The organism is Pseudomonas sp. (assembly GCF_040514055.1).
GTDB lineage: Bacteria > Pseudomonadota > Gammaproteobacteria > Pseudomonadales > Pseudomonadaceae > Aquipseudomonas.
In genome coordinates, this window is record NZ_JBEVDL010000001.1 from 1 (window position 1) to 13,012 (window position 13,012).

13 protein-coding genes are annotated in these 13,012 nt (G+C 64.7%); 11 read left to right on the forward strand and 2 right to left on the reverse strand.

What is annotated here, in order from left to right; all coding sequences use genetic code 11:
- Positions 1-134: 134 nt before the first annotated feature.
- The 4 genes from ABWY06_RS00005 (at position 135) to ABWY06_RS00020 (ending at position 3,695) form a co-directional block, all read left to right on the forward strand.
- Positions 135-428, forward strand: coding sequence for an HNH endonuclease (locus ABWY06_RS00005; protein WP_353923605.1), 294 nt, complete (start codon positions 135-137; stop codon positions 426-428).
- Positions 425-907: a DUF4262 domain-containing protein gene (locus ABWY06_RS00010; protein WP_353923497.1), complete on the forward strand. Its 483-nt coding sequence runs from the start codon at positions 425-427 to the stop codon at positions 905-907. The genes ABWY06_RS00005 and ABWY06_RS00010 overlap by 4 nt, the downstream gene beginning before the upstream one ends.
- 243 nt (positions 908-1,150) lie before the next feature.
- On the forward strand, positions 1,151-1,486 hold the full coding sequence (locus ABWY06_RS00015) for a hypothetical protein (protein WP_353923498.1): 336 nt from the start codon (positions 1,151-1,153) through the stop codon (positions 1,484-1,486).
- A gap of 241 nt (positions 1,487-1,727) precedes the next feature.
- A complete protein-coding gene (locus tag ABWY06_RS00020; RefSeq protein WP_353923499.1) occupies positions 1,728-3,695 on the forward strand; it encodes a UvrD-helicase domain-containing protein in 1,968 nt (655 codons plus the stop codon).
- A gap of 673 nt (positions 3,696-4,368) precedes the next feature.
- Here ABWY06_RS00020 and ABWY06_RS00025 read toward each other — a convergent pair.
- Positions 4,369-5,214 (reverse strand): HAD family acid phosphatase, encoded by an 846-nt coding sequence (locus ABWY06_RS00025; protein ID WP_353923500.1) that lies wholly within the window; start codon positions 5,212-5,214, stop codon positions 4,369-4,371.
- A 357-nt stretch (positions 5,215-5,571) separates the two neighbouring features.
- On the opposite strand from ABWY06_RS00025, the gene ABWY06_RS00030 reads away from it, so the two are divergent.
- The 3 genes from ABWY06_RS00030 (at position 5,572) to ABWY06_RS00040 (ending at position 7,700) form a co-directional block, all read left to right on the forward strand.
- Positions 5,572-6,741 (forward strand): zinc-dependent alcohol dehydrogenase, encoded by a 1,170-nt coding sequence (locus ABWY06_RS00030; protein WP_353923501.1) that lies wholly within the window; start codon positions 5,572-5,574, stop codon positions 6,739-6,741.
- A 107-nt stretch (positions 6,742-6,848) separates the two neighbouring features.
- Entirely contained in the window at positions 6,849-7,274 is a 426-nt protein-coding gene (locus ABWY06_RS00035) for a YciI family protein (RefSeq protein WP_353923502.1), read from the forward strand.
- Positions 7,275-7,286: 12 nt separating this feature from the next.
- Complete coding sequence (locus ABWY06_RS00040; protein ID WP_353923503.1) at positions 7,287-7,700, forward strand: VOC family protein; 414 nt, start codon at positions 7,287-7,289, stop codon at positions 7,698-7,700.
- 21 nt (positions 7,701-7,721) lie between these two features.
- Here ABWY06_RS00040 and ABWY06_RS00045 read toward each other — a convergent pair whose 3' ends face one another.
- Positions 7,722-8,960: an acyl-CoA dehydrogenase family protein gene (locus ABWY06_RS00045; RefSeq protein ID WP_353923504.1), complete on the reverse strand. Its 1,239-nt coding sequence runs from the start codon at positions 8,958-8,960 to the stop codon at positions 7,722-7,724.
- A 374-nt stretch (positions 8,961-9,334) separates the two neighbouring features.
- On the opposite strand from ABWY06_RS00045, the gene msuE reads away from it, so the two are divergent.
- From msuE to ABWY06_RS00065, 4 genes are read left to right on the forward strand one after another with little or no spacing between them, the layout of a single operon-like run.
- The gene (gene msuE, locus ABWY06_RS00050; protein WP_353923505.1) at positions 9,335-9,925 is read left to right on the forward strand and encodes an FMN reductase; all 591 of its coding nucleotides are present in this window, start codon (positions 9,335-9,337) and stop codon (positions 9,923-9,925) included.
- The gene (gene sfnG / locus ABWY06_RS00055) at positions 9,922-11,016 is read left to right on the forward strand and encodes a dimethylsulfone monooxygenase SfnG (RefSeq protein WP_353923506.1); all 1,095 of its coding nucleotides are present in this window, start codon (positions 9,922-9,924) and stop codon (positions 11,014-11,016) included. The genes msuE and sfnG overlap by 4 nt, the downstream gene beginning before the upstream one ends.
- An 11-nt stretch (positions 11,017-11,027) precedes the next feature.
- Entirely contained in the window at positions 11,028-12,212 is a 1,185-nt protein-coding gene (locus tag ABWY06_RS00060) for an AMP-binding protein (protein ID WP_353923507.1), read from the forward strand.
- Positions 12,205-12,996 carry an ABC transporter ATP-binding protein gene (locus tag ABWY06_RS00065; RefSeq protein WP_353923508.1) on the forward strand — a complete coding sequence of 264 codons (792 nt, stop codon included), beginning with the start codon at positions 12,205-12,207 and terminating at the stop codon, positions 12,994-12,996. The genes ABWY06_RS00060 and ABWY06_RS00065 overlap by 8 nt, the downstream gene beginning before the upstream one ends.
- The last annotated feature ends 16 nt before the right edge of the window (positions 12,997-13,012 follow it).

Genomic DNA, 13,012 nt, shown 5'->3' on the forward strand with positions numbered 1-13,012 from the left:
AACGGTCTGCATGGGAATCACGGGGACGTGGACTGTTTGGTGACAACCACGATGCTCGCCCATGCAGACGTCTTCAAGCCCAAGCGTTTGAGCCACCACGGATTTTTGTGGGGATCACTCAGACTCCGACCCCTATGTCTAATGCGCAGAGAGCGCAACAAAAGGAAAGTGGTAGCAAGCAGCGTGAGTATTGTTTGGTGGAACTTTTCAACTGTCCGGGCTCAGAGCAGTCGAGAGAGCAAGAGCATATACATTCTTATAGTGACGGAGGGGGGAACGGCGAGGAAAATACAGCGCAAGCCTGCCGGTCCTGCAATCGTTTGAAAAGCAATATGCTGCCGAAAGATTTTCGATTGTTTGTCGCTGGAATTTGTGCGAGCGTTAATATTACAGCTTTTTTTGAAGATAGGCGGAGAGGCGGACGATGAGCAGAGAATTTCCAGAAGAATATTCAGATATGATTGATAAGTATGGGTATATGGTGATGAAGGTTGCGCCGTATCCTGAAATCCATAACATACATTTTGCCTACTCTATAGGGCTCTGGGAGAATTTTGGTCATCCGGAAATTGTTGTATTTGCATTTGGGGACTCTCTCTCTCACGCTATTGTTCATGCGATTTCTAAATTCGTCTCGAAAGGTGGGCGAGTAGAAATTGACACGCCTTTGCACGGCATCGCTCCAAGTCCATATATTTTTAAAGAGGTTTCTAAAGAGAATTTTGAAGAGTATCTTGGGTTCGCTTGCTTAAGGTATTCCTCTGACTTTAAGTGTTATCAATGTTTCTATCCCGATCGGAATGGATTTTTTCCTTGGGACTCCCAATATGTGGATGAGAGCGACCCTCAAGATGGATCTCAACCCAGCTTGGAATTCCCTTTACTTCCCAGTAGCGAAATTGATTAACATTAGATGTGATAATATTTTTTGATCTACTGTGTTTTTTGATCGTTCCCACGCGTCGGGTGGGAACGCCGTTTGTAACAGCTGCGCATCACATCTTGTATTCAGCCGAAGTGTAGGGCGTGTTACGTCTGGTAAAGAGCCCGGTGTTCCGGGCGGTTATAAGATTTGGCGAGTTGCAGCTCGTCCTGGGTATCGTTGGTTTAGTTTCGGTGGGCTTTTTGCCCGCCATCGGGGAGTTGGGGAATGATGTTCAAGCAATGGATGGTCGGTCTGCTGGCGCTGTGGAGTGCCGGGGCCTGGGCCCAGGATTTGTGCGCGGTGGTGGTGATCGAGATCGTCCAGGAATTGACCCTGGAGCGGCAGGGCTTCGAGGCCACCATGCGCATCAACAACGGCTTGGACACCATTGCCCTGGACGAGCTGGAGGTGGCCATCCAGTTCGAGGACGAGAGCGGCAACCTGATCAAGGCCAGCTCCGACCCGGATGCCGAGGACGCGGCGTTTTTTATTCGCCTGGACGACAGCCAGGATGTCGAGGCGGTCCAGACCGGCGCAGCCGGCGCGATCACCCACGGCTAAAAAGGGTCGTAGTGATTTATCTTTGATCTGCTGTATTTTATTCCCCTCGGGCTGATTCTCACGCACCGCTTGGGGTTTTAATGCGTAACGCGATACTCCAGGCGTTGCGGTAGGCATCCAGGGCAAGTCACTAACATTTGACTAGGTTGCCGCGGTCTGAACGACTGAAGGCCTGCCAGCGCGGGCCTAAATTCCCTTATCATTCAGTGCTGTACTTCAAGCTCTGGGTGGAATTCGTCGCATGCTGGCTGCCGTCAAACGCTACAAGGGGCTGCTGTCCGGGGCGCTGGCGCGTTACTTTCCGCGCACCACGGCTTACTTGCAGGCCGAGCGCGAGGCGCAGCAGCGCCAGGTGACGCCCGTGCCTGTGACCCAAGGCAAGACGCGAGGGCGGGCGCAGCCAGGCGCGCCAGCGGCTAAACGCAAAAAGCCCGACGGGGGTGAGGGCCCGTCCAAGGCCAAGGAGAAGCCGTCGGCGCGCGCGGGTGTCTACGGACCGGCAGCGATGGCGGTGGCCGCCCCGCAGGTGGCCGCCATGCGCGCCCAGGTGGCTCGGGCGGTGACGGCCGGGGTGGTCAGCCCACCCTCCGAGGAGCAATGGGCGATGATCCTCACCGGCAGCCCCTTGACCCGTATCTTCGCCGGGGCCGGTTCCGGCAAATCCACCAGTCTGGTGCTGCGGGTGGTCTTTATGCTCTGTCATCTGGGCCTCGATCCGGCACGTGTCACGGTGATCTCCTTTACCAATGCTTCCTGCCAGCAGCTGCGCGAACAGCTGCTCAAAGTGCTGGCCTTTTGGCAGTTTCCCTTCGATGCCAGCCAGGCACAGCAGTGCGTGCGCACCTTTCACTCGGCCATGGGCCAGCAGGCGAAGGAGCTGCTGGCCAACCCCGTTTGGTTCGAACAGCTCGACGACCGCCGTGCCGGCGAGCTGGACAACCCCCTGGGTGGCGGACGGTTGCGTCCGGCCCAGCGACGGTTACTGGAGCAGGCGTACCAGCGTTGTTACGCCGAGGACGGGGATTTTCGCCAGTGCATCCATCAGCTATTGGACTTGCCCGCACCCGCCAAGGCCGAAGAGGGCGAGGCGCTCCAGGCTCCTCAAGGCACCTATAAACTCGTCGGGGAGTTGGCCGCGCTGCCGCTGGTGGAAGCCTTTTATGGCCAGGCGGGGTTTATCCAGAGCATCGGTATCCGCCTCGATCGGCTGGATCCCCAGGCGCTGGATTGCGCCGAGACGGAGCGGCTGTTTTGCCAGGCGCTGGTGCCGTTCTGGGCATGCTTCGAGGCGGGCCTGGCCGAGCAGGGCCTGCGCACTTTCGATGGCGCCTTTCAGGCGCTGACCGAACAGCTGACGGTGCCTGGTCAGGCACTGCCGGACGCGGCCCTGGCGCCGCTGAGCCATCTGTTGATCGATGAATTCCAGGATATCTCGCCGCAGATCCTGCAGTGGGTGCAAGCGGTGCAACGCGCCCTGGCAGCGCAGCGCCAGTCGGTCAGCCTGATGGCCATCGGTGATGACTGGCAGTCGATCTATGGCTGGCGTGGCAGTTCGCCGGAGCTGTTTATGGACTTCGACCGGCACTTTCCCTGTCGCGGCAAAGGCCATAAAAGCGCCGTGCTGTTGCTGACGACCAACTACCGCAGCATCGAGCCGGTGGTGCGTGACGGCGAGGCGGTGTTGACGGGCGTGGCGTTCAAGCAGGCCAAGACCTGCACGGCGGTCAAGCCGTTGCAGCCGGGCGACCATGGGGTCAAGTTGGTCAGCGGTTTCGACCTCAAACGCGACCTGCCGCACCTGCTGGAGCAGATTCGCCGTCAATGCGCGGAGGCCCGTGCCCGCCCGGGCGGCGAATCGACCGCGGTGCTGTTGCTCAGTCGGCGCAACGAACCGCTCAAGCTGATCCAGGCGCAGTTGGAGCCGCAGTTGCCGGTCAAGGCCATGACCATCCACCGCGCCAAGGGGCTGCAGGCCGAGGTGGCGATCGTTCTCGACGATGGCCTGCCAAGCGAACCGCACCCGCTGCGCAATGCGCTCTACGCCCATTCGGGTTTTTTCCGTAACAGCTACGACCAGGCGATGGCCGATGAAAGCTTGCGCCTGGCCTATGTCGCCATCACCCGCGGCGTGCGCCGGGTATTTTGGTACACCCGCAAGGTACAGGGCGCCACGCTCGCGCTGGCCAAGCACACCACCGCGCGGACGTAGGGCGGCCTCGGCGCGTTGTGTAGCGACAGCCCGCCGGATTGCAGTCTTGGCGCGTTGTTTAGCGACATCTCGCCGGGGGTGGTTTCGGTACGCCGTTCAGTGCCAGCCCACCAGGTGCCTGTACGGCTTATTGCCTTCGGCGCACTACGGTGGGTCGGCGGTGGTGGCGGCGGCGTTGGGACGCGGGAGCGCCCCGAGTTGCATTCCCACGCGGGAGCGTGGGAACGATCAACGCGGGAGCGTGGGAACGATCAAACGCGGGAGCGTGGGAACGATCAGCGCGGGAGTGTGGGAACGATCAAACGCGGGAGCGTGGGAACGATCAACGCGGGAGTGTGGGAACGATCGGCGTTGGGACGGTGGTGACGGCGGCGTTGGGACGCGGGAGCGTCCGAGGTGGCATTCCCACGCGGGAGCGTGAGAACGATCGGTGTGCCGGCCGGCGGTGGCGGTGGGACGCGGGAGCGTCCCGCGTGGCGTTCCCACGGGGGAGCTTGGGAACGATCGGTGTGCGGGACGTTGGCGGCTGTGGGACGCGGGAGCGTCCGAGGTGGCATTCCCACGCGGAGCGTGGGAACGATCATCAACGTAGGGCGGCATCGGCGCGTTGTTCAGCGCCAGCCCGCAGGATGACGGCCTCGGTGTTTCGTCCAGCACCTGCCCGCCGGACGGCTTACTTCTCCCAGGACCCGTACATGGGGTTGGGCAGCAGGATCAGGCGGCGGCCGATTTTTCTCAGCAACTGCTCGGGTACCGCGCCGGCCTGGGTGACGCCGGCGAAGTCCTGCACGTTGTCACCCACTTCCAGGACGATGTCCAGCGGGCGGTTCCAGGCGTGGCGCGCGGCCCAGCCATGGTCTTTCCAGCACTGCTGGGCGATGCCCTCACGCAGCAGGCGCCGGCGCCGGTCCTTGTCGTTGGCGTAGCCGTACTTGGCCCATTCCTCGGTATTGGTCTTTTTATCCAGCGCCGCGTCGATGCCCAGCAGGCAGATGGCGCTGCGGTCGTCCGGCATGCCGAGGGCGACCAGATTGGCCCAGGTCTCGGGTTCGCGGGCGCGCTCGCGGTTGGTGACGATGGCCAGCTTGCCACCGGCATCGACCACCGCACGGACGAAGTCGAAGGCCCCGGGAATAGCACCGGCCTGCTGCTTGACCACCCATTCGTCCCAGGTCTTGGGGTCGAAGCCGACCCCCAACTGATCGTTGACCTGGTTGTACAGGCTGTTGTCGATCAGGGTCTCGTCGGCGTCGCTGACCACCACCCAGTTACGGTCGTAGCGGGTTTCGGCGATGGCTTCCAGGCGCCGGGTGGCGCTGCGAAAGGCCTCCAGGGCGAGAATCCGGTACTCGGCGGATTTGCGAAACCACTTGGTGCCGTTCTGCACGGTGCCGCTGGCCAGCGGATCGCTGGTCGGCGCGGGCGCTTGGGAGGTCGATGCCGCGGGCGCTGCCAGGGTGCTGGCCGTGACCAGGCTGAGCAGTACAAAGGAGCTAAGTGATGCGATCAGTGGGCGCATGGCCGGGTTTCCTTGGGTCCGTTTCCGAGGGCCTGTTATTCACGGGCGGGGTCTGTGCGGGACACGGCGAGGGTGTTGGATAATTCCGACGCTAGGGACGGGATCGATCCTGCTTGCCGTGGCGGGCCATTCTGGCCGTTGCCGAGTTTAGCTGTCTGTCGAGACAGTTTCCCCGGTCTGAAGGTGGGTCGTGGGGGCACGGATGCCGGAGCGCCAGGCCGCCGCGTGACGAGGGTCGCACTTTTACGCGCAGGGCTTTCTCTAAAGCCCAGGTCCCAGGGTTGCGGTCCTGGCGGGCGGTGGATGCACCCGCCCCCGGCTCCCGGACCGCCCATTCCTGACCTGGAGGATCCGCCCATGAAAGCCCTGTGCTGGCACGGCAAAAAGGATATCCGTTACGACACCGTTCCCGATCCCGTTATCGAGGAGCCCCGCGACGCCATTATCAAGGTCAGCAGTTGCGCGATCTGTGGCTCCGACCTGCATCTCTACGATGGCTTTATGCCCGGTATGAAACAGGGTGACATCCTGGGTCACGAGTTTATGGGCGAGGTGGTGGAGGTCGGGCCTTACAACAACAGGCTCAAGGTGGGGGATAGGGTGGTGGTGCCCTTTACCATCGCCTGTGGCGAATGCGAGCAATGCCGGCGTGGCAATTTTTCGGTCTGCGAGCGCAGCAACCGCCACAAGGACGTCGCCGACAGGGTCTTTGGCCACACCACCGCCGGCCTGTTTGGCTACACCCAGCTCACCGGCGGTTATCCGGGCGGACAGGCCGAATATGTACGTGTGCCCTTCGCCGACGTGGCGCCGGTGGTGATCCCCGCGGGCCTGAGCGACGAGCAGGTGCTGTTTCTCGGCGATATCCTGCCCACCGGCTGGCAAGCGGCGGCGCAGTGCCAGATCGAGCCGAGCGACACGGTGGCGATCTGGGGCGCCGGGCCGGTCGGCCAGTTCAGCATCCGCAGCGCGGTACTGATGGGCGCCGAGCAGGTGATCGCCATCGACAACGTGCCCGAGCGCCTGGCCATGGCCCGTGCCGGCGGCGCCATTACCCTCAATTTCGACGACGAGAGCGTGGTCGAGCGCCTGGCCGAACTGACCCGTGGCAAGGGGCCGGAAAAATGCATCGACGCGGTCGGCATGGAAGCCCATGCCAGCGGTACGCTGGACGCGCTCTACGACCGCGCCAAGCAGGCGCTGATGCTCGAAACCGACCGCGCCCATGTGCTGCGCGAGATGATCTATGTCTGCCGCCCGGCCGGCACCCTGTCGATTCCGGGCGTCTATGGCGGCGTGATCGACAAGCTGCCGTTCGGCGCGGCGATGAACAAGGGGCTGACGTTCCGCATGGGCCAGACCCACGTCAACCGCTGGACCGACGACCTGCTGCAGCGTATCCAGGACGGCCAGATCGATCCCTCGTTTGTCATCACTCACCAGGTCTCCCTGGAGCAGGGGCCCGAGATGTACAAGACCTTTCGCGACAAGCAGGACGGTTGCATCAAGGTCATGCTCAAGCCTTAAGGCGGGCCTGGCGCGAGGCGCGGAAAAATAAAATTCGGCGGCCTGTCGATTTGACCGTCATCGGCTCGACTAGGGTGTGAAGACTCACTCAACCAGGGAGCGTAACGATGAAAGTGATGGTGATCGTCAAGGGCAGCGCGGAGTCGGAGGCCGGGGTGATGCCCAGCGAAGAACTGCTGACTGCCATGGGCCGGTTCAACGAAGAGCTGGTGCAGGCCGGGATCATGCTGGCCGGGGAGGGCTTGCACCCGAGCGCGCGCGGTGTGCGGGTGGCCTTTAGCGGCGCGCAGCGGCAGGTCAGCCAGGGCCCGTTCGGGCGTCCCCAGGACCTGGTCGCCGGCTTCTGGCTGTGGCAGGTCGAGTCCATGGAACAGGCCATCGACTGGCTCAAGCGTTGCCCCAATCCCTCGTCCGGCGACTGCGAGATCGAGATCCGCCCGCTGTTCGACGCGGCGGATTTCGGCGACAGCCTGACCCCCGAACTGCAGGAACAGGAAGCCCGTCTGCGGGCGCAGATGGGTCAATCATCTTAAAAGGAGAACATCATGCAGATCACCCCCTACCTGACCTTCAACGGTCAGTGCGAAGCGGCGTTTACTTTCTATGCCGGCTGCCTGGGCATCCCACTGGAGGCCTTGATGCGGTTTAGCGATGCGCCGGACAGCGAGCAAATGCCACCCCACAACCCGGAGCACATCATGCACGCCCGCCTGGCCCTGGGCGAGCAGGCGCTGATGGGCTCGGACACCTGCGCCGGCCAGCCCTACGAGGGCGTGCGCGGCTGTTCGGTGTCCTTGAACGTCGACAGCGTCGCCGAGGCCGAGCGGCTGTTCTCGGCCCTGGGCGAGGGCGGCAGCGTGCAGATGCCCCTGCAACAGACCTTCTGGGCGGCGCGCTTCGGCATGCTGGTCGACCGCTTCGGGGTGCCGTGGATGGTCAACTGCGAGCAGGATCACTGAAGCCCAGTCGCACCCAAGGGTTCATTTAACCGCACCGATCTGCCAGACATAGGGCGGTTCGGTGCCGTTGATTTCCCAGTCGCCGATGATGCGTTCCTTGTAGATCAGCGGGTTGTGCGAGGCGGCGGTGCGGGCATTGCGCCAGTGCCGGTCGAGCGCCTTGGTTTCGCTGACCGCCGAGGCGCCCAGGGCATTGAACAGGTCCGAGCTGGCGCGTAACACCAGCTCGGCGATGATCACCTGGGCCTTGGCCGACTCGATTTCCGCCGCCACATTGGCTGCTCGCTCGGCCTCGGCATCCCCGCCAAAGCGCGCCTCGTAGGCCTGCTGGGCCGGTTGCGCGGCCCGCACGGCAGTGGCTTCGGCGGCGTACACGCGGGCGGCGATCTGCCCGACCACCTGCTGCACCTGGCTGTCCTGGCTGACCCGGGGCGCGTTGCCATGGCTGTAGACCCGGGTGCGTTGGCTCACCTGCTCGCTGATGTCTCGCAGCACCGCGCGGCCGGTGCCCGCCAGCACCGCCAGCAGCACCAACTGATAGAACGCGGTCTGGTATTTGAAACGCTCGGCGAAGTCGATCAGGTGTTCCGCCTCGACCCGCGCCTGCTCGAACACCGAGGTGCCACTGCCGGTGGTGCGTTGGCCAAAACCATCCCAGTCGTCCTGCTGGCGCACCCCGGGTTGCTGGGTGCGGACCACCGCGATCACATCGGCACCGTTATCCTCGCGTTGCGCATAGACGTCGATCCAGTCGGCGAAGATGCTGCCGGTGCTGTAGTACTTGCTGCCGCTGAGGTGCCAATGGTCCTCATGGCGGCGCACCCGGGTGATCACGTCACCCAGTTTCACGCCGCCGACTTCGGTCCAGGCATTGCCCACCAGCTGGCCGTCGACAAAACGTTGCAGCCAGGCGTCGCGACCGGGCCCGGGCGCGGCGTTCAAACGGTCCTCGACAAAGGCGAAATGCCCGCGCAGGGCCTGGGGCAGGGCCGAGTCGGCTTCGGCCAGTTCGATCAGCAACTGCACCAGTTGTGGTAGCGAGGCGCCGGCGCCGCCGAATTCGCGGGGCACGCGCACGGCGCCAAAGCCGGCCTGCTTGAGCCAGTCGATGGCTTCATGGGGCAGGCTGCGGCTGCGTTCGCGGGCCAGCGCGCCTTCGGCGATACGGGCGAACAAGGGTCGGAAGCGTTGCGCCAACGCCTCGTAGTCGGTGCCGGTGGACAGGGGGTTGAGCGGCTGCGGTTGGCGTTGGGCGGTCATATCGGCGTGCTCCAGTAAGGATGGCAACGGCCGTCCGGCCGTTTCCAGCAGCGTTGCACAGCCCGTGCCCAGTGCCCCACGCCTTCTGTTCCGGGCCTGTGCAGGCCCAACAGGGCGTTGCCGCTGTTGCCGGGCGAACAGCCTGCTGTGGCGCTGTTGGCCAGGCAACAGCGACGCCCACGGGCTCGTCCCCGCTGTTGCTCCAGCCACTGTCCGCCCAGCAACAGCGAATCAGCACCGCTGTGTCCGGGCCAGCACGGCCGACTCCGTTAATTTATCGCAACCATATGAAAAATAACGAAAAAAAATAGTGGCACGGTTGCTGCTCTAAGCCTTGTACCGGTGCCAGTTCGGCATAGGGACGGAGGATGGTTATGAGCAGGTTACTGAGGGTGGTCGCCGTGTCCGGCAGTGTGCAGCAGCCGTCGCGGACCCGGGTGCTGGTCGAGGCCCTGCTGGCGCGCTTGCAGCAGGTGCTGCCGGTCGAGACGCGGTTGGTCGACCTGGCCCGCAGTGGCCCGCAGTTCGCCGGCGTGCTGCAACGTGAGCAGCTGCCCGAGCGTCTGCGCGAGGAGATCGCCGCCATCGAGGGCGCGGACCTGCTGATCGCCGCCAGCCCGGTCTACCGGGCGTCCTACACCGGCTTGTTCAAGCACCTGTTCGACTTCGTCGACCACCGTGCCCTGGTCGGGGTGCCGGTGCTGTTGGCAGCCACCGGCGGCAGCGAGCGGCACAGCTTGATGATCGATCACCAGCTGCGCCCGCTTTTCGGTTTCTTCCAGGCCCAGAGCCTGGCCACCGCCCTGTATGCCAGCGAAGCGGATTTTTCCGACTACCGCATCGACAACCCGGCCTTGCAGGCCCGCATCGAGCTGGCCATCGAACACGCATTGCCCCAGCTGGCTTCCCGCCGGCCGGACGCCTTTTCCTTACGTTCCCACTCGCCTTCGGAGACAGCAGCATGAGCCAGCAACCCATCAAATTCGCCTATTGGGTCCCCAACGTCAGTGGCGGCCTGGTCGTCAGCAAGATCGAGCAGCGCACCAGCTGGGATATCGACTACAACCGCACCCTGGCGCAGATCGCCGAACGCGCGGGCTTCGAGTACGCGCTGTCGCAGATCCGCTTCACCGCCGGTTATGGCGCCGAATACCAGCACGAGTCCGTGGCCTTCAGCCACGCGTTGCTGGCCGCCACCACCACCCTCAAGGTGATCGCCGCGATCCTGCCTGGCCCCTGGCAACCGGCCCTGGCGGCCAAGCAACTGGCGACCATCGACCAGCTGACCAATGGCCGCATCGCGGTGAATATCGTCAGCGGCTGGTTCAAGGGCGAGTTCACCGCCATCGGCGAACACTGGCTGGAGCATGACGAGCGTTATCGCCGTTCCGAGGAATTTATCCGCACCCTGAAGGGCATCTGGACCCAGGACCATTTCACCTTCAAGGGCGATTTCTACCGGTTCAACGACTACAGCCTCAAGCCCAAGCCCCTGGGCCAGCCGCACCCGGAAATCTTCCAGGGTGGCAGCTCGCGGGCGGCGCGGGACATGGCGGCGCGGGTTTCGGACTGGTACTTCACCAATGGCAACACGCCCCAGGCCATTGCCCTGCAAGTCGACGACCTGCGCGCCAAGGCCGCGGCCAACGGCCATTCGGTGAAGGTCGGGGTGAATGCCTTTGTCATCGCCCGCGACACCGAGGAAGAAGCCCGCGCGGTACTGGCGCAGATCATCGAGCAGGCCGATCCGGAAGCGGTGCACGCCTTCGGCGATGCGGCCAAGCAGGCCGGCAAGTCGAGCCCGGAAGGCGAGGGCAATTGGGCCAAGTCCAGTTTCGAGGACCTGGTGCAGTACAACGACGGCTTCAAGACCAACCTGATCGGCACGCCGCAGCAGATCGCCGAGCGAATCGTCGCGCTCAAGGCGGTCGGGGTCGACCTGATCCTCACCGGCTTCCTGCACTTCCAGGAAGAGGTCGCCTATTTTGGCGAACGGGTGCTGCCCCTGGTTCGGGCCCTGGAAGCCCAGAACGCTGCCGCGCAAGCGGCGGCCTGAGGAAGGCGAGCATGGCAGTGTCCAACCCTGGCCAGGCCGATCGGCCCACCTGCCTGCCGCAGTGGCTGCTGTGGCAGGCCCGGCACCAACCCCGGGGCGTCGCCCTGCGCCACAAGCGCCTGGGCATCTGGCAGGTTCGTAGCTGGCAGCAGGCGGCGGAGGAAATGCTGGGGCTCGCCGCCGGCCTGCAGGCGCGGGGTTTCACCGCGGAAGACAGCCTGTTGCTGCTCAGTCGGCCACGCCCGGAAGCACTGCTGCTGACCCTGGCGGCGCAGTGGCTGGGCGGCGTCGCGACCCTGCTCGACCCGCTGGACGAGCATGCCACGCAGGTGGCCGGGTTGCGGCTAGTGGCGCCGCACTTCGTGTTCGCCGAAGGGCCGGACGAACTGCAGCGGCTGCAGACCGCCGAGCTGGCACCGGTCTTGTTGCTCTACGCCGACGAGCGCGTGCGGCTGGGCAACGGGGTTCCGGCGCTGGCCTACGACCGCCTGCTCGGGGTCTCCCAGGGGTTGGCGCGTCCGGCCAGCGTGGCGAACCGCGAGGCGCTGGTGTTTTACCGGTCGGCGGCCGCAGGCGGGCTCGAGTCGCAGCGTATCGAGCACGCCGACCTGCTGCGCGAGGGCCGGCGCCTGGTGCGCGCCGAACGGCTCGGCAACCGTGAGGAAGCCCTGGCTGCCCGGGCCTTTGCCGCCGGTGGTCAGGCGCGTTACCTGCTGGCGCCCTGGCTGATCGCCGGGTTTCGATTGAATTTTCCGGAAAGCCTGGCCACCCGCGACAGCGATCGCCGGGCGTTGGGCCCTACCCTGGTGCTGGGCACCCGGGAGACCTACGGCCGCCTGTACGCGCGGGTGCAACAGCGCCTGCCGGCGGTGGGCAGCTGGCGCCGCCGTTGGCTGGAGGCGGCGCTGGTGGCGCAACCGCGCGGACTGGCCGGCGGCTTCGGCCATCTGCTGTTTCGCCGGCCCTTGCGCGACCTGCTGGGCTTGAGCCGGACCCGGGTCCCCTTGTTGGTGGGCGAGCCGCTGGACGAGCCGGTACGGGCGTTTTTCAGCGCGCTGGGCATCGAGGTGCGTACCTGGCCGGAGGCCGACCGCTGGCAGGCCAGCGCGCCCACGGCGCCCACGGCGCGCGTCGCACCGCCACCCTGGGTCGACAGCCTGGCTCGGCCGGGCTGGAAGGAGCACGCGCATGTCTGATCAAACCACCCCCGCACCCCTGTTGGAACTGGTGGATATCGGCCTGGCCTTTCGCGGTGTGCAGGCCCTCAGCGGCATCGGTTTCGCAGTGGCGCAGGGGGAGATCTGCGCCCTGATCGGGCCCAACGGCGCCGGCAAGAGTTCGTTGCTCAACCTGATCAATGGCGTCTACCAGCCGCAGCAGGGGCAGATCCGCTTCGCCGGCGAGTCGCGCCGCCGCATGCAGCCCCAGGACGCCGCGGCCCATGGCATCGCCCGTACCTTCCAGAACATCGCCTTGTTCAAGGGCATGAGCGTGCTGGACAACGTGCTCTGTGGCCGCACCCTCAAACGCCGCAGCAGCTGGCTGGAACAGGCGCTGCGGGTCGGTCGCGCGCCGCGCGAGGATGACCGCCAGCGCGAAGCGGCCGAGCGGGTGCTGGCCTTTCTGCAAATCCAGCCCTGGCGCGACGCGCGGGTCGGCACCTTGCCCTATGGCTTGCAGAAACGCGTCGAACTCGCCCGGGCGCTGGCCGCCGAACCGCGCCTGCTGCTGCTGGACGAGCCCATGGCGGGGATGAACGCCGAGGAAAAGCAGGACATGAGCCGGTATATCCGGGACATCAACCGCGAATTCGCCACCACCGTGGTGCTGATCGAGCACGACATCGGGGTGGTGATGGCGCTGGCCCAGCACGTGGTGGTGCTGGACCACGGCCACAAGATCGGCGACGGCACGCCGGACGCCGTGCGGCGCAACCCCGAGGTAATTGCCGCCTACCTCGGCAGTCGCGCGGCCTCCTAACCATTGGCAACAGGCA

Coding starts and splice junctions, on each gene's coding strand:
- ABWY06_RS00005 (WP_353923605.1), top strand. CDS start 135: ATGTCTAATGCGCAGAGAGCGCAACAAAAGGAAAGTGGTAGCAAGCAG.
- ABWY06_RS00010 (WP_353923497.1), top strand. CDS start 425: ATGAGCAGAGAATTTCCAGAAGAATATTCAGATATGATTGATAAGTAT.
- ABWY06_RS00015 (WP_353923498.1), top strand. CDS start 1,151: ATGATGTTCAAGCAATGGATGGTCGGTCTGCTGGCGCTGTGGAGTGCC.
- ABWY06_RS00020 (WP_353923499.1), top strand. CDS start 1,728: ATGCTGGCTGCCGTCAAACGCTACAAGGGGCTGCTGTCCGGGGCGCTG.
- ABWY06_RS00025 (WP_353923500.1), bottom strand. CDS start 5,214: ATGCGCCCACTGATCGCATCACTTAGCTCCTTTGTACTGCTCAGCCTG.
- ABWY06_RS00030 (WP_353923501.1), top strand. CDS start 5,572: ATGAAAGCCCTGTGCTGGCACGGCAAAAAGGATATCCGTTACGACACC.
- ABWY06_RS00035 (WP_353923502.1), top strand. CDS start 6,849: ATGAAAGTGATGGTGATCGTCAAGGGCAGCGCGGAGTCGGAGGCCGGG.
- ABWY06_RS00040 (WP_353923503.1), top strand. CDS start 7,287: ATGCAGATCACCCCCTACCTGACCTTCAACGGTCAGTGCGAAGCGGCG.
- ABWY06_RS00045 (WP_353923504.1), bottom strand. CDS start 8,960: ATGACCGCCCAACGCCAACCGCAGCCGCTCAACCCCCTGTCCACCGGC.
- msuE (WP_353923505.1), top strand. CDS start 9,335: ATGAGCAGGTTACTGAGGGTGGTCGCCGTGTCCGGCAGTGTGCAGCAG.
- sfnG (WP_353923506.1), top strand. CDS start 9,922: ATGAGCCAGCAACCCATCAAATTCGCCTATTGGGTCCCCAACGTCAGT.
- ABWY06_RS00060 (WP_353923507.1), top strand. CDS start 11,028: ATGGCAGTGTCCAACCCTGGCCAGGCCGATCGGCCCACCTGCCTGCCG.
- ABWY06_RS00065 (WP_353923508.1), top strand. CDS start 12,205: ATGTCTGATCAAACCACCCCCGCACCCCTGTTGGAACTGGTGGATATC.